This is a genomic window from Myroides sp. C15-4, assembly GCF_050522745.1.
Classification (GTDB): Bacteria; Bacteroidota; Bacteroidia; order Flavobacteriales; family Flavobacteriaceae; genus Flavobacterium.
The window spans coordinates 31,406-53,228 of the sequence record NZ_JBMVQX010000017.1; the positions used below are offsets into that span (position 1 = coordinate 31,406).

20 protein-coding genes are annotated in these 21,823 nt (G+C 37.3%); 6 read left to right on the forward strand and 14 right to left on the reverse strand.

Translation table 11 applies throughout. From position 1 onward, the window contains the following. Positions 1-38 precede the first annotated feature (38 nt). The 14 genes from ACPDHL_RS09235 to ACPDHL_RS09300 all read right to left on the reverse strand — a co-directional run bounded on the left by ACPDHL_RS09235 (position 39) and on the right by ACPDHL_RS09300 (position 17,261). Positions 39-2,219 (reverse strand): TonB-dependent receptor, encoded by a 2,181-nt coding sequence (locus ACPDHL_RS09235; RefSeq protein ID WP_430532478.1) that lies wholly within the window; start codon positions 2,217-2,219, stop codon positions 39-41. Between the two features lie 193 nt (positions 2,220-2,412). Further along, the gene (locus tag ACPDHL_RS09240) at positions 2,413-3,090 is read right to left on the reverse strand and encodes a glycosyltransferase family 32 protein (protein ID WP_430532479.1); all 678 of its coding nucleotides are present in this window, start codon (positions 3,088-3,090) and stop codon (positions 2,413-2,415) included. Between the two features lie 70 nt (positions 3,091-3,160). Then, the gene (locus ACPDHL_RS09245) at positions 3,161-3,559 is read right to left on the reverse strand and encodes an aminoacyl-tRNA hydrolase (RefSeq protein ID WP_430532480.1); all 399 of its coding nucleotides are present in this window, start codon (positions 3,557-3,559) and stop codon (positions 3,161-3,163) included. Beyond that, positions 3,556-4,173 (reverse strand): nicotinamide riboside transporter PnuC, encoded by a 618-nt coding sequence (gene pnuC, locus ACPDHL_RS09250; RefSeq protein WP_430532481.1) that lies wholly within the window; start codon positions 4,171-4,173, stop codon positions 3,556-3,558. The genes ACPDHL_RS09245 and pnuC overlap by 4 nt, the downstream gene beginning before the upstream one ends. Before the next feature lie 61 nt (positions 4,174-4,234). Continuing rightward, positions 4,235-4,942 carry a Bax inhibitor-1/YccA family protein gene (locus ACPDHL_RS09255; RefSeq protein WP_430532482.1) on the reverse strand — a complete coding sequence of 236 codons (708 nt, stop codon included), beginning with the start codon at positions 4,940-4,942 and terminating at the stop codon, positions 4,235-4,237. 38 nt (positions 4,943-4,980) lie between these two features. Next, a complete protein-coding gene (locus tag ACPDHL_RS09260) occupies positions 4,981-5,604 on the reverse strand; it encodes a 4'-phosphopantetheinyl transferase family protein (protein ID WP_430532483.1) in 624 nt (207 codons plus the stop codon). Between the two features lie 96 nt (positions 5,605-5,700). Then, positions 5,701-6,234 carry a hypothetical protein gene (locus ACPDHL_RS09265; protein ID WP_430532484.1) on the reverse strand — a complete coding sequence of 178 codons (534 nt, stop codon included), beginning with the start codon at positions 6,232-6,234 and terminating at the stop codon, positions 5,701-5,703. Positions 6,235-6,321: 87 nt separating this feature from the next. After that, a complete protein-coding gene (locus ACPDHL_RS09270) occupies positions 6,322-7,638 on the reverse strand; it encodes a DUF4302 domain-containing protein (RefSeq protein WP_430532485.1) in 1,317 nt (438 codons plus the stop codon). 11 nt (positions 7,639-7,649) lie between these two features. After that, the gene (locus ACPDHL_RS09275) at positions 7,650-8,522 is read right to left on the reverse strand and encodes a substrate import-associated zinc metallohydrolase lipoprotein (protein WP_430532486.1); all 873 of its coding nucleotides are present in this window, start codon (positions 8,520-8,522) and stop codon (positions 7,650-7,652) included. An 11-nt stretch (positions 8,523-8,533) separates the two neighbouring features. Then, positions 8,534-10,072 carry a RagB/SusD family nutrient uptake outer membrane protein gene (locus ACPDHL_RS09280; RefSeq protein ID WP_430532487.1) on the reverse strand — a complete coding sequence of 513 codons (1,539 nt, stop codon included), beginning with the start codon at positions 10,070-10,072 and terminating at the stop codon, positions 8,534-8,536. Positions 10,073-10,087: 15 nt separating this feature from the next. Continuing rightward, complete coding sequence (locus ACPDHL_RS09285) at positions 10,088-13,441, reverse strand: SusC/RagA family TonB-linked outer membrane protein (protein ID WP_430532488.1); 3,354 nt, start codon at positions 13,439-13,441, stop codon at positions 10,088-10,090. 443 nt (positions 13,442-13,884) lie between these two features. Beyond that, complete coding sequence (gene mscL / locus ACPDHL_RS09290; RefSeq protein WP_430532489.1) at positions 13,885-14,331, reverse strand: large conductance mechanosensitive channel protein MscL; 447 nt, start codon at positions 14,329-14,331, stop codon at positions 13,885-13,887. A gap of 64 nt (positions 14,332-14,395) precedes the next feature. Continuing rightward, positions 14,396-16,840, reverse strand: a complete 2,445-nt coding sequence (locus ACPDHL_RS09295; RefSeq protein ID WP_430532490.1) for a bifunctional UDP-N-acetylmuramoyl-tripeptide:D-alanyl-D-alanine ligase/alanine racemase — start codon at positions 16,838-16,840, stop codon at positions 14,396-14,398. Positions 16,841-16,898: 58 nt separating this feature from the next. After that, a complete protein-coding gene (locus tag ACPDHL_RS09300; RefSeq protein WP_430532491.1) occupies positions 16,899-17,261 on the reverse strand; it encodes a DsrE family protein in 363 nt (120 codons plus the stop codon). Positions 17,262-17,464: 203 nt separating this feature from the next. On the opposite strand from ACPDHL_RS09300, the gene ACPDHL_RS09305 reads away from it, so the two are divergent. The 6 genes from ACPDHL_RS09305 (at position 17,465) to trxA (ending at position 21,788) form a co-directional block, all read left to right on the forward strand. Further along, positions 17,465-18,025 carry a YeeE/YedE family protein gene (locus tag ACPDHL_RS09305; RefSeq protein WP_430532492.1) on the forward strand — a complete coding sequence of 187 codons (561 nt, stop codon included), beginning with the start codon at positions 17,465-17,467 and terminating at the stop codon, positions 18,023-18,025. 12 nt (positions 18,026-18,037) lie between these two features. Further along, the gene (locus tag ACPDHL_RS09310) at positions 18,038-18,451 is read left to right on the forward strand and encodes a DUF6691 family protein (RefSeq protein WP_430532493.1); all 414 of its coding nucleotides are present in this window, start codon (positions 18,038-18,040) and stop codon (positions 18,449-18,451) included. An 86-nt stretch (positions 18,452-18,537) separates the two neighbouring features. Further along, positions 18,538-19,173: a Crp/Fnr family transcriptional regulator gene (locus ACPDHL_RS09315; protein WP_430532494.1), complete on the forward strand. Its 636-nt coding sequence runs from the start codon at positions 18,538-18,540 to the stop codon at positions 19,171-19,173. A gap of 3 nt (positions 19,174-19,176) precedes the next feature. Beyond that, a complete protein-coding gene (locus ACPDHL_RS09320) occupies positions 19,177-19,962 on the forward strand; it encodes a sulfite exporter TauE/SafE family protein (protein ID WP_430532495.1) in 786 nt (261 codons plus the stop codon). A gap of 75 nt (positions 19,963-20,037) precedes the next feature. Continuing rightward, entirely contained in the window at positions 20,038-21,465 is a 1,428-nt protein-coding gene (locus ACPDHL_RS09325; RefSeq protein WP_430532496.1) for an MBL fold metallo-hydrolase, read from the forward strand. A 5-nt stretch (positions 21,466-21,470) separates the two neighbouring features. After that, positions 21,471-21,788 carry a thioredoxin gene (gene trxA / locus ACPDHL_RS09330; RefSeq protein WP_430532497.1) on the forward strand — a complete coding sequence of 106 codons (318 nt, stop codon included), beginning with the start codon at positions 21,471-21,473 and terminating at the stop codon, positions 21,786-21,788. Positions 21,789-21,823 lie beyond the last annotated feature (35 nt).

Genomic DNA, 21,823 nt, shown 5'->3' on the forward strand with positions numbered 1-21,823 from the left:
AAGCCCGAAGCGCTTGCGTTTCGGGCTTTTTCATTTTCTTAGAATTTCAACGTTAATCCCGCTAGGATATTAAAGGTTGCTTGCGGATAATATCCTGCACCATCGATAGCTTGTTCTCCATCGTAATCAGACCAATAGTATCCATTTGACACGTATTTTACATCGAAAATATTATTGGCTAAAAGGGATACACCAATGCTTCTGAACCACTTTTTCACGGGAAATTCATAGTTCACACTCAAGTCATTGACAAAGTAAGAATCTAATTTTGAATTCTTTGCCTCAATATTAGACATATATTGTTCTCCTACAAACTTCGTCAAAAGCGACACACTCATTCCCTCAACAGGCAAGAAGGTAAGTGCATTTGAGGCAACCAGAGTAGGAGAAAAAGCAATATCTCGGGTTCCAAAGTACTTCATTTCTCCTTCCCACAAGTAAGATAAATTTTTGTTTTTATTTGAACTTAGGGTGATACTTGGACTCCAGTGTAACTTTGCTAACAGCTTTACATTTGCATCAACCTCGATTCCAAATCGGTAACTATCGTCCATATTTTCTCGGACAGCAGCACCAACATCATTCAATTGTCCTGTTAATACCAATTGATCTTTATACTTCATATAAAAAGCATTCACGTTCACAGACGCATAGGTATTAGCAAAACGCCATCCCAATTCAAAGTCATCTAGTTTTTCGGACTTTGGCATTTGATCTAACTTGCGTTCTTTATAATCCGTACGGTTAGGTTCTTTGTTAGCTCTCGCATACGAAAAATACAGCTGATTTTCATTGTTGACTTGAAACGTAATCCCTGCTTTAGGATTTAAGAAATTAAATTTTTCATTGACTACTCCCGTTTCTTTCCCATTCGCTTCATAGGTCACGCGTCTGTATTGCATATCACCGAATAAACTCCATTGATCAGCCAATTTCCAAGTGGCTTTGGCAAAGAAATTCACATCTGTTTTTACAGCGTGATCGCGATAGTATTCTTGTTTATAATCAAAAGCAACGGGCTGTTTAATCCACAGAATAGATCCAAAGTGATCGCCTTCGTATTTATTTGCTCCTCCACCCAAAACAACCTGTAGGGCCTCTGTTGTATAATTGGCATTCAACACCATCCCATAAAAATGGTTATCCAATCCTTTACGTCGAATGAGATCTGTTTTCTTTACCGTTTCTCCCTGAACGAGGATAGGCACTAGTCCATACTCTTCGAATTTCTGATTCTTTTTGTAGTTTTCATAATACCCATACCCTTTGGTATAGTGCAAAGAAACATTCGAACTCCATTGGTCAGACCATCTTTCACTCCAATGCAATTGATAGTGGTCTTGCTTGTAATTGTCGGTTTCATTGTTGTAAAACTGGGTATTTTCCTCGTCGTCTTTGTATTTCCCTGCTGGGTTATAACGTCTTCCATAGAGGTCTATCTCTTCTTGGGTTACGCCATTCCATGCTTGATAAGTCTTTTGTTTTCCACCGAATACTAAAGCCTTGATCAAGGAGGTATTCCCCACATAGACTCCCTGTAAGAAATAGGATTTAAGATCTGAGGATGCGCGATCGATATACCCATCAGAATGCATGTCAGAGAGTCTACCTGCGAGCTCAAATTTGTCGTTGATCAACCCAGTGCTAAATTTAACTGTTGATTTACGCGTATTATAGCTTCCAAATGAATTGGCAATTTCACCTGTTGCCTCTTGGGAGTAATCATCTGTTTTTAGGTTTAAACTCGCGCCAAAAGCTCCAGCTCCATTGGTAGAAGTACCAACACCGCGTTGCAATTGCAGGTTTTGAACAGAAGATCCAAAGTCAGGCATATTCACCCAGAAAGAACCTTGAGATTCTCCATCATTGTATGGAATTCCATTGAGTGTTACATTGACACGTGTTCCATCAGAACCACGCACTCTAAAGCTGGTATACCCAATTCCGTTACCAGCGTCTGTTGTGGTTACGACAGAGGTCATATGCCCCATTAAAACAGGAATATCCTGCCCTAAATTTCGTTGAGCTAGTTGTTTTTTCGATAGGTTTTGATAAGCAATAGGTGATTTGCCATCTACGCGAACAGCGGATAAAACAATTTCGTTCAGTGCTGTTTTTTGAATAGAATCTTGGACAGCTGGATTTTGCGCCATACTAGGCAAGGCTGCACTTAAACACAATCCGAAAATAAATAAGTGATTTACAGTTACTTTTTTCATTCGTAAAAATACTTTCACAAATAAAAGGGGCAATTATTGTTTGATTAATAATTACACTTTTCCCGTGCAAGGTAGTTGACTTGCACTATTTCCCTTGGCAGCATTACCTGCCCAGGTTCTACGGGTATGATCTCAGCCTGTATAGGCACCCCTTTGAGATTTGAACTGCAAATATAGGGAGTATTATTTAGAATCAAAATAAACGTTTGATCCAATCTTTTCTATTTTTTCCTTGTTTCCAGGAGCCTGAGAAATGATGGATAGCCACCGTATCTGTTGTTACGTGATATTCTCCCGTGATCCAATTTTTGGGACTAAAATACGCTTGTGGATAAATAACTGATTCACACGATTCTAATTGCTGTTTCTGATTTAAAAGTTTCAAACCGCGAAGTAGAAAATCATTGGTAATTGTAATAGTATTGGGCGTTGTATGGTACTTTTTGTACAAGTGTTTGCGGTAAAAAGACTTGGTTTTGTACCCAGACAACAACTTCTGCAAGATAGGATTGTCTTTTACACTCCCTAAAACCGCAGTACTTAACAGGCGATCGGATTCGAAACCACAAAAAAACTTGTGCCCTAAAAATGGATCAAAACTTTTTACAACTTCCACATCCGTATCCAAATAAATTCCCCCGTGTTCATTGAGTACATGCAAGCGACACACATCGGATACGAAGGCGTATTTTTTTTCTTGATAGGCTTCCTTAGCAAATCGATATGCATTAACATCAAAATTGTCTTCTGTCCAAATACACACCTCATAATCTGGAACAAATTCTTGTATTGAGGCTAAACACTTCACCATTTCCTCAGGATAGTTTCCATTACCAAACCAACATAAATGTACTTTTTTCGGAATTTTCATAACATAAAACCTTTTGTCTCAAAAGTACATTATTTATATCAATAAATTGTTATGTTAAAACTAAGTAAACTCAAATTATGCGTTTTCTAAGGCTTTTCTTCAAGGCTAATTTTTTATTGCTTTCCTTATTTTTGCGGATCACACTTTTGGGAACCTTCGTTTCCTTTCTAATTTTTTGTTGAACTAAGGCAACTTTAATTAGCGCAACGAGCTTTTGAATAACTATTTCCTTGTTTTTAATTTGGCTTCGCGTTTCTTCTGAACTCAAAATAATCAACCCTTCTTTGGATTGATAATGACTCAACTTCTTCTCCAATCGACTTTGTTCCTCTAGAGTAAACACTTTTGACTCGGCTAGATTCCAAAACAAAACCACTTTAGAAGACACTTTATTGACGTGTTGTCCTCCTGCACCGCCACTTCGTACGGCTTTAAAATTTAACTCTTTGATTAATTCTTGTACATTCATTCTTTTTCATTTTTTAAAATGGTATACCAAGCTCGATAGGCTTGAATGACCAATACAGTAAAAACAATAAACTGTATAGCCAAAATTCCCAAACCTCGATAGGCATACAAAGGCACTGAGATAATATTTCCGATGAACCACATTGTCCAGTTTTCAATCTTTTTTAGGGCCATATAGTACATCCCTAAAAAGAAGACACCAGAAGTAAAAATATCAATATAATTTTCAGGAGCGATGGGCGTATGAGTGATGCGATATACGCCATAAACAATAGCAATCGTGACAACAAAAACCACGACACCTATTCCCTTTTCTTTGGTTGTCGTTCGACTGATTTTTATGACTTGGTCATCCCCCTTCATTCTAGACCAATTGTACCAACCGTAAATACTCATGCAGGAATAATATCCATTGAGGATCATATCGCCTAAATAACCTGCTAAATAGAGCAAATAAACGGTAATAATCGTAGCAATCAATCCGGTTGGATACACTAATATATTTTCTCTTCCGGCATACCAAACACTTAAGATACCAAAAACAAAAACAATACTTTCCAATGCGATATTCAACCAACCCGTATCTTGATAAGCGCCAAAGAAAAATTCAATCATAGTGCTAGGCTATAAAAAAAGCCATACGATGGGTATGGCTTTGTGATATACATTGTTTTTATTAACTATTTCTGTTCATTAAAATTCGGAGGATATACCAGAACAACAACATTAATGACGCAAATAAACTCAAAGCAGCGGGTACATATTGATCGGCTGCATATTCATTTTTAATTTGCCATGTTGAGTATAGGATAGATCCAGAAGCTAAACCTACCATTGCTAAGGAGAACCAAAGCCCCAGATCAAACCCAAAAAGCGCTCCTGCAACGATCGTTCCCAATGCTAAAAAGGATCCCAAAATAACGATAGATCGCAAGAAAGAGAAGTTGGCATTTGATCCAAAAACAACACCTGTAAGCCCTAAGAACAACGCTAAGGTTAACACTCCTGCTTGTACAATCAAGGAGGAATCACCTGTCATACTAAGCGCCATGTACATGAGAGGAACAAACAAGAACGCTTGTGCCAAAACATATAACATAAAACCAGCGTATTGTTGGGGTTTATTAGCTGTTTTATAGGTTAGACTCTGAGCAAACCAGGAAACGCCCATAAAAGCGCCTAAAATGATTAACCAAGAGAATTTGCCTTGCATCAATAAATTGATCATTCCTTCTACAACGAAGGGCGTATTCAATAAAATTGTTTCGAATACAATAAACGCAAGTACCCCTAAAGCTAAATTACCATAGGTTCTGCGATAAAACTGTGCTTTCACAACATCTGACTCGTGCGCAACAGTATAAATAGGTTGATTATCTTCCATATCTAAATTTTTGGTGCAATTTACAAAAAACTGTGCAATTATTCTTCATTTTTTATCTGACTAACCACGAGGACATAGTCTTCCAAACGACAGCTTTGATAGGTCAATGAAACGCTAAACTCGGCTTGCTTTATCTCGGCTTGCTTTTCAGTTGTATCAACAGCCATATCTTGTGCGAAACTTAAACTACGTGAATTACACATTTTGTAAAGAGCTTCTTTCACGGACCAAATTTCTGTAAGGTAGTCAATCTGAGCGTCAATGGCTGTTGGTGCTTGATCTAATTCAATCGGATTGCAAAACTTTTCCTTTAAACGGATAATTTTTTCACGTTTTAGTTCAATATCAATACCGATATTCTCTTGGCTAATAGCCACCAAGGCATAGTCAAACGAATGCGAAATCGAAATATACAATCCCGAATGCAAACTAGGCTTACCTTTGTCATCATATGACAGTTCACTATCCGCTATTCCTATTTGGTGCAAGACTTGACGCACGGCCAAAAAAGCTTTTTGATGCTGCTCATACCTCTTTTTTGCCAGACGCGTTTGACTACAGTCACTTAGTACAAGATCTTGTGACAATACTTCTAATGTTTCCGTGATGTGCCAGATGTATAATACACCCGTAGGTAATTTAATTTCTTTTACGATTCCCATAACTAAAAAGGCTGTACAGGTTATCCGACAGCAAGTAGCCAACAAAAATACGATATGTTAGGTATAAAAAAAAGAGTCGCAAAAGCGACTCTTTTTTTATTCTACACGTTGATAGTGCACTTTAATTCTATATACTTTTGGATCGCGTTCTTCTTGATAATCAGGATCTGCTTTCCAGCGCGCTATAACTTCATCATTGGTAAGCATACGATCAAGAATCATTTCATTTTCGTCTAATTTATCGACAAAAAACTCATTGCGAGATTCTCCATTAGACAAAACGATTCTTCTGTAATCTAAAACTCCATAGCGATATGCATCTGGAACAACTCTAGATTGACAATCAGGGTTGTCTTTCACGATGTAATGCGACAAGAAATTAATGGAATTACTTGGCAAAAAGTCCAATTGATCATATTCACAATTAGGTCCTACTTTTAAATCTTTAGTTTCAACAGGTTGACTCCCAGTTTTACCAAGACCATCTTCTGTTTTCAACAACCACGAACCTACTAATTTTACCTTCAATTCGCTCTTTTGCTTATCATCGCTATTACTATCATCACTTTTACAACTAAAAAGAGTAAAGCAGAGTAGCATAACGCTAAAAAATTTAACTGTGTTTTTCATATGTTTTTGAAACAAAATTAGAGCTGTACACAAGTACAGCCCTAATTTACTAATTAATTTATTTATAGTGAAATATATCAGCTATTTTTAAATAACCCAACCGTCAAATACAATTGCGTTTCCACCAGAATAAATCGAAATAATCTCATTACCATATTTCACTTTATACGTTTGGCGTTTAACGAAGATAATATTTGAACCAAATATTTCTTCATGCAATTCTTTAACAACTCCTGGTACTCTAGATGCATTAGCCCAAGTTCCACTTTCCATCACTAATCTACCATTGCCATTGCTATCAACAACTCTAGCATTATAAGAATAACTTCCACCTGCCATTACATACAAAACTGTCATTCTTCCATTATTGAAAGTTACACGAAGTTCTTGATAGATTGCTGCGCTACCGTCTTCTTTCATAACAAGGTCAAGAAACGCTTGTGAATTACTTTGTGAACCCATAATAGCATCGTTTCCAATAGATCTAACATTTATTGATCTTCCAAAAACTGCAGACTTATATGAATCACTCCATTCGTTCGGTGTAGCAACATTTTTAATACGCACCTGTACATTACCTGAATTAGTTGACACATAAGCATCTTCTGACTCATTCCATTCGAAATTACTGAATTTTTCTCCTTTAACATCGATTGCTGGGCTTAGTACTGCTCCATGAGCAGTAAATCCAATTCCAACACCTTTATCAAGACCAAACGGAGTTCCATCAGAAATAGATGAGATGAAGCGCGTTACTCCACTATAAGTACCATCGTAAATTGACTCTACGCCATTGTCATTCACAACAATTTGTCTGAACACGGGTACATCATAACTATTAAAGTTGTCAATCAACATTTTACGATCAGCAAACTGATCCCAATCTTCTTTCGTTGCTTTAACTAATTTGATTACTTGTTTGATATCTTTCGTTGCTCTAAAAGTAATTTCGTTATCATCATTTTCATAATATCTAAACTGAAAATCTCCTTTATATCCTTTATTCCCTGTTGTAGGGGAATTGTATGGATCAGACAACTTATGGATTTTGTTTTGTGTTACGAACACTAAACTTGTTGTTCCGCGTAACTGAATTTCGTAATCGCTAATTTGATGCGTAAAACTTTCCTCATCAAAGTCTCCAAGCATTTCAACTTGACCTGCTTTATTAAATGACATTAAAAAAGAGTATCCTCCTAATTCAGTATCATCTGTAAAATAGATCATTTTCCATCCATTTGGTGCAGACACTAGTATATCCTGTAATTTACTAGCTTGCTCCTTTTCTCTTTCACTTGGTAATTTATCAAATACATCATTATCTTGCTTATTACAAGAAGTAAATGTTACAGCTGATAAAATTAATCCTCCAAGAAAGATTCTTCTTATATTTTTGTTAATCATACCTCTTTAAATTAAAAATTACCGTTAACTACTTCACTTGTATGGAACTCAGCGCGATCTCTTAATTCCCAGAAATCGATCTCAAATTGTTCTTTATAATAGTCAACAATGATAGCCACTTTTTTCAAGATATCTTGACGTGCGCTCTCACTTTTAATATCTGCCAAAAACTTTTCCCATTCTGCTTTCGTTTTTAACAAAATAATTGAAGTTGTTTCTGCGATATCTTCATCGTAATTTAAACGAGCATAATTCGTTACGAAACCAAGTTCATTTGATTCTGCATCACTTGATAAATACCAAGAAGACGTATATAAACCTCCTTCAGAAATTTTAGACCAAGCTACTTTATCGTATGGTTTGGTTTGGTTTAGGATATGCACATATTCATGTTGTACTGTATGAACGAACTGTGTAATGCTCTCGCGATTATCTGATTTTACGTAATCTACGTTAAACAAACTAATACGCGCTCCACCACCAGCTTCACCTAATACGATCGTTCCATCGTTATTTCGGTTGTAACTTCCAATTAGGTGCAATTCTCTTGGAGCAATTTCCTTAATAAATTCCTCTCCAGCCACATCAGTATACGAATCGATCCATAGTTTTTTCACCATTGACAACGCTGGTTTAACGTTGGTTTCGTTTGGTGGATACAATGTCTTATCGTAATAACCAAATGCTTGGTTCCATTTATACGTTGCGCGGATATTAAATGGTTTTCTAAACTCATTATCAATCCAAGTATCTAATTCATTTAACTCTTTAGGTTCGATATCAAAAATACTGTCTTCTAATTTATTATCATTATCACAACTAGTAATACCAATACCTATAATTGCAAGGATACCTACCTGCTTTAATACATTTACTACTTTCATAATCTTCAATATTATCTAGGGTTTGGTGTTATTCCTTTTTGAATTGCCATCACTGGAATTTGGAATACAGTTCTATTATCATCTTTTTCTAACGTTTCTGTACGTTTATCACCCATTGTAGCCGCATGTGTCACAGGCATACCATAGCGACGAACGTCAAAAAATCTAGTTCCATCAAGGTATGAATCTCTTCTACGTAAATCCGACAAATACTCTAAGTAATGAATTTGTGTTTGACTTAGATTAGCAACATAGAAAGGATCAATTTTAGACTGTGCTTTACCATCTTGTGTTACATCAAGAATGTGTTGTTCTGTTAACACATCCCTTCCTGATACTTCTTGTGTACGCTTTCTTGTAAACACATTCAACATGTCCAAAGCGCTAGCAAGATCATTTTCATTAATTAACGCTTCGATACGATCTAAATACACCATATCCGTCGTAAACAAAGTCATATTCGTATAGGGAATACCAATTTGATTCGTAGGGTCAGTTACCTTAAATGTTTCACCAAACTTAGGAATATACAACATATCCGAAGCAGTATAAGACAACGTTGTGAATGCCCATTCTTTTCCAAAAGGGTTTGTTGAATTAGAATATAATCCACTTCCAGATTTATTCGCTACAGTAGCAGTAAAGCTATAACGTCCACCAGCATTTCTACCTGCTCTAGACATTACTGTACCAATTAACAAGTTTGCTGGTTCGTCTGCTGAAGGATATCTAACAGCCACTATTTCAGAATCTAATGACAATGTTCCGATTTGATCACGTAATGTCGATCCATCCACAGGAATAGCACTATATTTCAATGACTCTTTAAAGTCCCCTTTATAATTATAGAATCTTGCAGCGAATGCATGTCCTGAAGCTTCATTAAAATGGTATCTTCTAAATTTTGGCTCAACTACTCTAAGTTTAATCCAAGCTAACCCTTTTAACAAATCTTCTTCGATTGCGTTATAGGTGCTTTCTACAGTTCCGCGATCATATTCTTTTATTAAAACTGTTTCTACTTCTGTAACATAGGGAATTCCCATCTCAGAAGCAGCTGTTGCAGGATTATACGCTTTAGCAAATAAATTAACCAAAGTGAAATGGCTATAAGCTCTAGCGATATACGCCTCACCTAAAATTCCTTGCAAATCACGCACCTCTTTTAGTTTCCCCTTTTCTTGCAGGTCCACTAACATTTTTTCACCTTGCTCTATAGCAGCATTTGCTTGAGCAATTGCTTTATAAGCAGCATTCCAATAGAATGTTGGTGTATCTGATCCTTCATCGCGAATATTATCCCAGAAAAAAGTTTCTGTATTCGTAACGTCTTCTCTTAAGATACGTTGACTATCATACGCGTTATCACTCGAAAGATCAGCGAAAGTTGCATACGTTGCATCTGGATACGCTAAGGTAATTGCTTCACCAACTTTCTCAACAGTATCAATTTTTGTTCTATTATCTGGAGTTTCATCTAAAAAGCCACTACATGACGATATTGAAATCGCAGTAATCAAAACCCCTATTGCTATTTTAAATCTTTTCATAATCTCTTATTCTTTTTAGAATCCAATATTTAAAGTCAATGTATATTGACTAGTAACAGGCATTGCAACACCTCCACTTTGGAAGAACTCAGGATCTTGACCATTTAATTTCTTATCAGAATAAATCAACCAAGGGTTTGTTGCCATAGCTCTTAATGATAAGTTTGAAATTCTCATTGATTTCTTAAAATGATCAGGGAATTCATATGCTAAAGAGATGTTTTTCAATCTTACAAATCCACCATCTGCTACACGAGCAGAAGAATAGTTGTATGAGTTGTAAGCGATACCCAATTCAGAAGTACCATAGTTACCTAATTGGCTGATATCAGCAATTACAGGTACATCTGTAAAGTTCTCATCACCTGGCAACATCCATCTGTTTCTCATATCCTTACCAAATACATCTAAGTCGTTGTATCTTGAAGAGAAACTTGGGTTCAATCTCACTTTATTACCACCTGAAGCTACGATAAACACGTTTAAGCTCCAGTTTTTATAGTTGAAAGTATTGGAAATACCCAATGATTTATTAGGCTCTAAACTTCCTTCGTATTTTAAGTAATCCGTTACATTATCACTATCTTGGAAGTTAGCACCTCCAACGTTATTTGTTTCTCCAGGTGCTTGAATAAATGTAGGTAAACCTTCATTGTTCAATCCTGTAAAATTGTAAGAGTATAATCCATTACGTGGTTTACCAACTACGTTACCAAAACCTTGAACTAATTCCATAACACGTGGCGTGTTTTGTAATTTTGTAATTTCTTGATCAAAGATTGATGCGTTAATTGTAGTACTCCAAGAGAAATCTTCTGTTTTAATGTTAGTCGTTGTTAAACCAAGTTCTAAACCTTTAATACGCATATCTGCGTTATTTCCGTATTTCATAGATTCTCCACCAACACCACTTGTACGAACGATATCGATCAAGTCGAATGCATTTCTTTGGTAAGCGTCAACTACGAATTGAACTCTGTTATTCCACAAGCCTAAATCAAGCCCAATATTAAACTCATATTGTTTCTCCCAAGTTAAATCAGCATTTTGAAGTGCTTCGATATCTAGCGCATTTTCGCGGTTTGCAGCGAATTGACGCGTTGTAATGATACTCTTATAAATTGCAGAAGAGTTTGTAGCTGGACCAGTTGTAGCCGTTAAACCGTAAGACGTTCTCAACGCTAAGTTACTGATTGAATGTGCGTTTTGCATAAATTTCTCGCTAGAGATATTCCATTTACCTGAAGCAGTCCAAGTAGGCAACCATCTTGAAGCAGAATTATCTCCTTGTCTGTTTGAACCATCATAACGACCTGTCAATGCCACTGTATATCTTCTATCGTAAGTATACGTCGTTTTAGCAAAGAATGCCAATGTACGCTCTCTTTCTTCTGTAAAACGGTAGTACTCTCCGTTGTCATTCAATAATTTTTGGATCGCAAGCATATCAGGGAAAGCTGTTAATCCTTTTCCATATTGTAAACCATGAGATAAGAAGAAATCACTATTTCTATTTACCACACGCATTTCAGTACCTCCAAAAACATCTAATTCATGCTTATCATTGAAGATATTACTGTATGACAATGTATTTCTAACGTTATACGATGTCATATTGTTGCTGAAGTTTCTACGCATACCTCCGTTTGGCATAACAGATTGTCCTAAAGCAGCAGGATTTAATGGATCTTTGTATAAGAATACGTTTTGTCCATTTACTACTGTATTATCACTTGCATTATGCGCTCCAACTACGTTAGAAGACTCTAACAAACTATGCGTACGTTTTGTATCAGCATAACGTGCAGCAGCATTTAAGTTATATTTTAAATTCGGCAAGATTTTGTAATCTGCTTCAAATTGAAAACGAATATCTTTTACATCAATATCCATGTAGTTAGAGTCTAACTCATTCACGATATTAAAAGGAGCCCAGTTACTTCTGTGGTACTCATATTCACCAAAATCATTGTAGGGTCTGATTGCTCTACTTGTATTTAACGCGTAGCTAAATGGGTTGATATCGAAATCACGTTTAATTGTACCATTTACAGCATCAGTCTCTCCATCATATGTACCAGGCGCTTTTTGATCACGCACCGATCCATTCATGGAAATAGCAATATTCAATTTATCGTTAACAAAGAATGTGTTTTTCAAGTTCATTGTTAAACGGTGTACGCGGTCAGCCACTGTCCATCCTGGATCAGCATAGTAACCTAACGACGCGAAGTATGCATTATTTTTACCCCCTCCATTGAAACTCAACGAGTGACTTTGTGTAATAGAAGGTCTAAATAATTCTTTGAACCAGTTCGTATTTGCTTTTTCGTATTTTTGCAAGAAAGCATATTTCGCTGGATCTGTATTGTCAATCTCGAATTTTCCTGTCAAATTATCATACTTATTCCATCCGCTATAAAGAAGGTTATAAACTCCTCCGTAACGACCGTATAAATTAGACGCATAATCAATATGACCTTTTTTCTCTAACTCTTGGTAAACATCCATTGTTTCTTGAGAGTTCATGATATCATATTGTCCGTATGCTGGAACTGTTCTAACTGTATTCTCCATTGAGTAAGAAATGCTTAATGGACTTTCTCTACGACCTGATTTTGTAGTAATAACCACAACACCGTTCATCGCACGAGATCCATAAATAGCCGTAGCTGAAGCATCCTTTAAAATATCAATACTCTGAACGTCATCAGAGTTCAAACCAGAAATAGCAGAACTTAATAAAGTTTCTGAGTTACCAGACGCTAAATCTTGGAATGATACGTTAACGATATCTTCTTGTACAACACCGTCAATTACCCATAATGGTTTTGTATCTCCCATAATTGATGAAGCACCACGAACTGTAATCTTAGGAGCAGCACCGAATGTCCCTGTAACGTTTTGTACAGTAACCCCAGCAGCTTTTCCTTCAATCATTCTACTCACATCAACAACCCCGTCTACTTTCAAATCTTTTGCTTCGATTCTCACAGCAGCACCAGGCTCTTTACGTCTAGCGACACTTTGATAACCTGTGTTAATTACTACCTCTTCCATCACTGCGCTGTCATCTTTCAAAAGAACATTAACAACACTAGCTTTCCCCACTTTTTTCTCAACAGTAACTGTTCCTACGAATTGGAATACTAAAACAGCATTCTCATCAGTTACGTTAATAGAGTAGTTACCGTCAAAATCGGTACCAACACCCTCTTGGGTTCCTTTAATTAACACACTAGCTCCTGGTAGACCTAACCCATCTTCACCAGTAACTTGTCCTGTAACCTTTCTACTTTGTGCAAACCCCTCATTTACCATTAGCAAGGCGGCTATAACAAAGAAGAAATGAAGTACAATTTTCCTCATGTTTTATTAATTTTAAATTGTTTAACAAACAAATAACAAAAAATCGACATATGCTAATTTTATGTTATTTTTTTACAATCTGAAAAAGTTAAAAATTGTACTACGCTGTTTTGCAAGCAATTATACGAATACCTCTTAAAACCCAATCAAGGCCTGCAATATACACCTTATCAGAGCCAACACCAAAGTCTTAAAAGATTGTGTAATACATAAAAAAAACAAGTTAACAAAACCAAAAAAAATAAAACCATCAAACAATTACAGAAATTACGTTAACAATAAGTGTAAAAAAAAGTAAAGTCTCCTATTTATCTTAAAAAAACATTTAACTAAAATCAACTAAAATAGTAACGCTTGTACAACAATCAAATCGTTCTAGTAGGCAAAAAAAAAGATCGGCTACAGCCGATCTTCTATTTTTTCATTGCGTTAAGCGCAATTTCTTATTTTCCTTGATTCTTCAATAAATCTCTGATTTCTGCCAACAAGTCTTCTTGTGTTGGTGCTGGAGGTCCTGCTGGTTCTGGTTCGACTGCAGCTTCCTCTTTCTTTCTCAATTGATTAATTCCTTTTACCATAAGGAATACACAGAACGCCAACAACGTAAAGTTAATCACTTCGGTAATAAAACTACCATAAGCAAAGATTACATTGCCATCAACGCCCCTTGCCGCAGCTAAAGGTGCTCCATCTGCTGCCTCTCCTTTTAATACAACATACATATTTGTAAAGTCTGGTGTACCAATAATAGCAGAAACTAAAGGCATAATAACATCATTTACAATACTTGTAACGATTTTACCAAATGCTCCCCCAATGATAACCCCTACTGCTAGGTCCATTACATTGCCTTTTACAGCAAATTCTTTAAATTCTTTTAAAAATCCCATAGTTAAATTTTTATTGATTGGTTTTAACAAAAATACTTATTTTATTCTAAAAAAAAACTTTTTTTTACTCTTCAAAAAAAATTCTTTTAACTCTTTGAGACACACTTGTTAGAATCTCGTAAGGAATCGTATGAATCGCTTCTGCAAGAACTGTTGTCGGAAGATCTTCTCCAAAAATAATGACCTCATCCCCTTCTTTGCAATTAATCGCACTAACATCCACCATGAGCATATCCATGCAAATCGAACCTGTAATCGGCGCTTTTTGATGTTGGATTAAAACGTATCCTCCATTACTTCCCCATACCCGATGAATTCCATCGGCATAACCAATGGGCACTGTTGCTATTTTTGTAGGTTGCTCTGCTCTGAAGCGACGCCCATATCCTACACTCTCTGCTTCCTCAATTTCTTTGACCTGCATGATCCGTGTTTTTAGGGTACTTACATTACGTAGTCCTTTCATCTCCTCTTGATCATTGCCAATTCCATACAGCCCAATTCCCAAGCGAACCATATCCATCTGATATGCTGCAAAATTGTAAATGCCTGATGTATTTAAAATGTGTAATAAAGGTTGAATGCCTAATTGCTCCTTAATATAGGTACTGTTCTGTTTAAACAATTCAATTTGTCCTAAAGTAAAATCGCGATACACTTCCATATCACTAGAAGAAAGATGAGAAAAAATAGACTTCACTTCTACCCCATTGGTCGATTTAAGTACCCCTATTAACTCCTCTAATTCCGAGGTTAAAAATCCATGGCGATGCATACCCGTTTCTACCTTAATATGTATAGGATATTGATAACCGTTTTTTTCGCGTACCACTTGAAGAAAAGCGCGAAGCTCGCGCATGGAATAAATCTCTGGTTCTAGATCATAGGCAATCATAGCAGAAAAGGCGCTTATTTCAGGATTCATCACAATAATATTGGTTTTGATTCCCGCTTTTCGCAACGCAATCCCCTCATCGGCAAAGGCCACCCCCAAGTAGTTGACTTTTTCGTGTTCCAATAACTTGGCAATATCCACACTGCCATTGCCATAGCCAAATGCTTTGACCATAACCATGGTTTTAGTTGCTGGCTTTAATCTAGCGCGATAGAAATTTAGATTATGTCGAAGTGCCGTAAGATTTACCTCTAAAATAGTTTCATGGGTTTTTTCTTCCAGCAGACTGACAATTTTATCAAAGCGAAAGCCACGAGCTCCTTTGACTAAAATAGTTTCGTCTACAAAATCATCTAATGCTATTTTTTGTAAAAACTCATCTGTAGAAAAAAAGAAACGCATACCTGGTAAATCTTTGGTATACCGTGCTATTTCTTCACCAATGCAAATCACTTTGCTTATTCCATAATTTTTCAACAAATTATTGACTTGTTGATACAGCGCTTTGGGCTCTAATCCGCTGTGAAAAATATCAGATAAAATAACCGTCTTATTTTTATTACTGCGATGTTTTTCCAAAAAATCCAACGCAATGCTCAAAGACTGAAAATCGGAACTATAGGCATCATCGATAATCGAACAATTATTGATTCCTCTTTTTACTTGCAAACGGAGTTCTACGGCATATAATTTCTTAATTCGTTTCTGAATAATTGGGATATCATAAGACAATACTAGCATAGCAACTATACAAGTCATACTGTTTTTTATGGACCATTCATCCGTAAAGGGCAATTCAACGACAAAAAACGTTTCCTTATTATAACAGAGTTCCAACACATTTCCCGTTACCTTACCATACAAATTTGCATCGGTATCCGTTAAACTCCAACTGACATAAGTTGCTGTTGGCGGAATGGCTTCGAGAATATCTGTTCTTTTCTCTCCTAAAATAAGCGATGTATGGGCAAAAAGTGCCATTTTCTCCTTAATTTTTTGATATTCGCTAGCAAAACCTTCTTGGTGCTCTCCTGTAATTGAAGTTAGTATCCCCAAGGTAGGCTGAACAATAGGCTCGAGATTTTGCATCTCGTTGACTGTTGAAATCCCCACTTCAAATAGCCCCAGCGTATGTCGCTCTGCCATACCAAATACGGATAGCGGTACTCCTGTTTGAGAATTGTAGCTTTTGGGACTTTTAATAATCGTATATTCGGTATTCAACAAATAATTCAACCATTCTTTCACTACCGTTTTACCTCTACTCCCTGTGATTCCCACAACAGGAATATCAAATTGCTTTCGATGCCATGCGGCAGCTTGTTGCAACGCTTTTAGCGTATCGCCAACCACAAAATAAGTAACCCCTGCTTGAATTTTCACCCTATCAGGTTGAGAAATAACAAAATAACGAACCCCTAATTCAATCAGTTCTTGAATGTAAGCATGTCCATTGTGGTTTTGTCCCACCAAAGCAAAAAACAACGTGGTAGGATCATTCAACAACGTACGGCTGTCTACAGATACACGGTTAATTTCAAAGGTTTCTGCTACTTGCTCACCCAAGACCTCCGCCTGGAGTGATGAACAGAAATTTGCGGTAGCGATATACATGAATTAGTCTTTAATCATTTGTGGATACAAAGGTAAGGGGTTCACCTGTTTTTTGACGCTATAAATTACATTTTATATACGCCCATCCAGCTTCTTGTTTTTCAATAATAGCGATTAATCCCGAAGGCACATAATCAACTGCTTCGAAGATATCCGCTTTATCAATTTGACGCACGCGTATCGTATTTTCGCAAGCAAAAAACTGCACGCCTTTTTGAATCGCTTGTTTTAAGGCATCACCCACCATTGTTTTTGTTTTTCTTACCATTCCTATCGCTGGGCCATGCACGACAACGTGGATGTCCACATCTTCTCCCCAATGGTTTCTCACATTCGTTACATAGGTCATTAAAGCGTTTTGTTCATTGATGTTTTCTGTATTCATTTGAAAAACAACGCTATGTTTCTTTTGTGTATTCATAATTGTAGTCGTTTAATTTTTGTTTTTTGTTGATTAAATATAAAGCTACTAAATCCTTTTTCATTATCCGATATTTTCTTTTGTTTTTTATAGCTTTTACCCCTCTTATACGTGAATTATAACCGAATGTATCAAAAGTTACTGTACACCAATAAAATAATACAGACATTTGCTCCATACAAACATTTAATACACATAGTATAATGCATTGGATTTATGAACCTTGGCCTTGGTATATAGGCGGACTATTTATTGCCGCAACCCTCATTCTTCTACTATTAATGGGAAAGACATTTGGATTTTCATCCAATTTAAGAACGATGTGCACCCTAATGGGAGCAGGAAAAACCTGTGATTTTTTCTGTTTCAATTGGAAGGCTCAAACGTGGAATTTACTTTTCTTAGTTGGGACTATTCTCGGCGGTTTTATTGCGTATCACTTTTTAAGCGTTGACGCCGCTGCAATTCCATTAGGAGACACAACAATAGCGAAACTAAACGATTTGGGCTTTGAAAGTGCGGGCAAAGCCTATGTACCGACAGAACTCTTTGATGAAGGTGCATTTTCATCACTTAAAACCATCGGTTTACTTTTGGTGGCAGGCTTCTTTGTTGGATTTGGATCTCGCTATGCAGGCGGTTGTACCTCTGGGCACGCCATTTCAGGACTGAGTAACTTTCAACTTCCGTCGCTAATCGCCGTTATTGGTTTCTTTATCGGGGGATTGATCATGGTACACCTCATCTTTCCTTTCTTATTTTAATCGCAACAAAAAATGAAAAAAATAGCTTATTTATTCGTGGGCATGCTGTTCGGTATTGGCATGTTTAAATCAGGAGCAGCTTCTTGGTTTAGAATTTACGAAATGTTTCAATTTGACAGCTTCCACATGTACGGAATCATGGGAACAGCGTTAACCATTGCAGTTCTCGCTACGCTCCTAATCAAAAAGAAAAAAATCAAAGATTTTTCAGGCAATCCCATTGTCTTTACACCAAAGGAAAAGAGTATCCCTCGCTATTTAATTGGCGGAACATGCTTTGGATTGGGTTGGGCACTAGGAGGTGCTTGTCCGGGACCGATGTTTGCCCTAGTAGGCGCTGGTTTTTACCCCATTCTAATTGCCATTGTAGGCGCCCTAGCAGGTACTTGGTGCTATGGATTGGTAAAAAAATGGTTGCCTCACTAAAATTATATAGCGGTAGATATGCTCCATTTCTTGATCCATAAAATCATTTAGCCTATCTTTAAATCCAAACAATTGAAGGAATTAGTATGGGACATATCATTAGAGAAAAATACCGCGGTCTTTTTGAAGAAAAACTACTAGATGAGATCATCGAAGTATCAACAATCAAAGATTTTACAGAAGGAGAGCGCCTGATGGAAATTGGAGAGTACATCAAGAAAATTCCACTCTTACTTTCGGGTGCCATTAAAATTATACGCGAGGATCAACGCGAAGGCGAAATTGTACTCTACTACATTGAGGAGGGTGATACTTGTGCGATGACCTTAACGTGTTGTTTAGGCGAAACCAAAAGTCAAGTGCGTTCTATTGCAGAAAAAGACGGCAGCGTGATCTTAGTTCCCGTTAGCAAAATGGATGATTGGCTCGTTCGTTATAAGAGTTGGCGCAACTTTGTCCTGAACAGCTACAACAACAGAATGAATGAGTTATTAGTCGCTGTAGACAGCTTGGCCTTTATGAATATGGAAGAACGCTTATGCAAACTCCTGCAGGATAAGGCTAAGATTTACAACAGCAAGTTCATTAACAATACCCATCAAGAACTCGCGGACGAATTAAACACGTCAAGAGTCGTAATCTCGCGTATTTTAAAGACTTTAGAGCATCAAGGAATCATTCGTTTAAACAGAAAATACATCGAATTACTCCAAAACCCCTAAATCATGGATATAGAAATTATCGGATATGCTTTGGCCTTACTTGTCGGTATCTCACTGGGCTTAATTGGCAGTGGTGGTTCTATTTTAACGGTGCCTATATTGGTATATATCCTAAAAATAGAGCCTTTTTTAGCGACTGCTTATTCGCTTTTTATCGTCGGATCAACCGCTTTGGTTGGAGGGGTTAAAAATGCGTGGAATCGTCAGGTTAATTTTTCGATGGTTTTACTCTTCGGAATCCCCTCTTTGGTAGCGGTGTTTGTCATGCGGGCCTATGTACTCCCCCTGGTTCCAGATACAATAACCCTCGGTTCTCTTAGGCTTTCAAAGAACCTCCTGTTGATGGTATTCTTTGCTCTGGTGATGTTTACTTCATCCATGAAGATGATTCGTCCCAAAGCAATCACCCCATCCGAAACAACACCCAAAAAAAGCAGCTTAATGCTACAAGGGGTACTCATTGGAATTGTAGCGGGAACTGTAGGCGCTGGCGGTGGTTTTTTAATTATTCCCGCCTTGGTACTCTTTGCTAAGGCAAGCATGAAAGAAGCCGTAGGAACCTCGCTGTTTATTGTGGCCATCCAATCGTTGTTTGGCTTTTTAGGCGATGCAAGCAATCCACTGATTGATTGGTCTTTACTTTTAACCTTTAGCGCAATCGCCATAGTAGGCATATTCATTGGTATATTCTTAACCCGTTTTATACCAGATAACAACCTTAAAAAAGGATTTGGCTATTTTGTATTACTCATGGCCATTTACATTTTTACTAAAGAAGTGTTTTTTTAGTTTGTAACCTAGGTTACTGATCAATTCAAAACATCTTCTTACTTTTACTATTCAATTAAAAAATAAACAAGACTCATGAAGATAGAACAAATTTATACCGGATGTTTAGCACAAGGTGCTTACTATATAGAAAGCAATGGCGAAGTTGCCATTATCGATCCATTGAGAGAAGTACAACAATACGTAGACAAAGCAAACAAGGACAACGCGTCTATTAAATACATTTTCGAAACGCATTTCCATGCAGATTTCGTGAGTGGACACGTTACTTTGGCAGAAAAAACAGGAGCACCTATTATTTATGGTCCTAATGCCAATCCAACCTTTCAAGCGCATATTGCTACGGATGGAGAGGTATTCAAATTAGGCGCAATCACGATCACAGCGCTACACACGCCTGGACATACCATGGAAAGTACCACCTATTTATTAAAAGATGAAAATGGTAAAGATCACGCCCTTTTCACTGGAGATACTTTATTTTTAGGGGATGTAGGACGTCCAGATCTAGCGCAAAAAGCGGCGAATCTAACCCAAGAACAACTTGCGGCTACCCTATTTCACAGCTTGCGCGATAAAATTATGCCGTTAGCGGATGACGTTATCGTGTACCCTGCGCATGGTGCTGGATCGGCTTGTGGGAAAAACCTCAGCAAAGAAACCGTTGGAACCTTAGGCGATCAAAAACAAAACAACTACGCCCTTCGCGCGGACATGACAGAAGCTGAGTTTGTCAAAGAAGTAACGGATGGTTTACTTCCTCCACCTGCTTATTTTCCACTCAACGTAAAACTAAACAAAGAAGGATACGACAATGTGGAGACTATTATCGACAACAACCGTGCCTTATCACCTAGTGAATTCGAAACCTTAGCGGAAGAATCAGGTGCGTTACTCCTCGATGTAAGAGCGGCTGCAGATTTTGCTCAAGGTCATATTCCTGGTTCTATTTTTATTGGTTTAGATGGTCAATTTGCTCCTTGGGTAGGTGCTCTAATCACGGATATTAAACAACCGATTCTGATTATCGCTCCAGAAGGTCGTGAACAAGAGTGTATTACCCGTCTATCTCGCGTGGGGTATGACAATTCCTTAGGGTACTTAGCCGGTGGATTTAACGCTTGGAAAAATGCAGCTAAAGAATATGATACTGTACAACAAGTCACAGCAACTGAACTCGAAACGGCAATGCAAACGGGAGATATCTCTATTTTTGACGTTCGCAAACCAGGCGAGTTCAACTCCGCCCATATTGAATACAAAAACCTAAATCACACACCTTTAGACTTCCTGAACGATCACTTGGCTGAATTTCCAACTACAGGAAGTTTCTATATTCACTGTGCAGGGGGATACCGCTCATTAATTGCCGCATCCATATTAAAAGCAAGAGGATACCACAATATGATTGATGTAATTGGTGGATTTGGAGCCATTAAAAACACAGGGATTGCCTTGGCTGACAACAGCTGTGCGTCTACCTGTTCTTCTAATCTAAAATAAGTACAATGGCAACATTTGAAGCGTTAATTCAATCTGATCAATTTGTTTTGGTTGACTTTTTTGCTACTTGGTGTGGACCGTGCCAAATGCAAGCGCCAGTACTTGAAGAAGTAAAAGCGGTATTGAAAGATGAAATTACCATTATCAAAATTGACGTAGACAAAAATCAAGCGGTAACCGCTCAATACAGCACCCAATACAACATGAGAGGCGTTCCAACCCTTATGTTATTCAGAGCAGGTAAACTCTTGTGGAAACAATCGGGCTATACGGATAAACAAACGCTATTGCACCATTTTAATCACTATAAGAACCAGTATTAAGGGATTTTTTCTCTTCTTTTCTGAAGAAATAGATA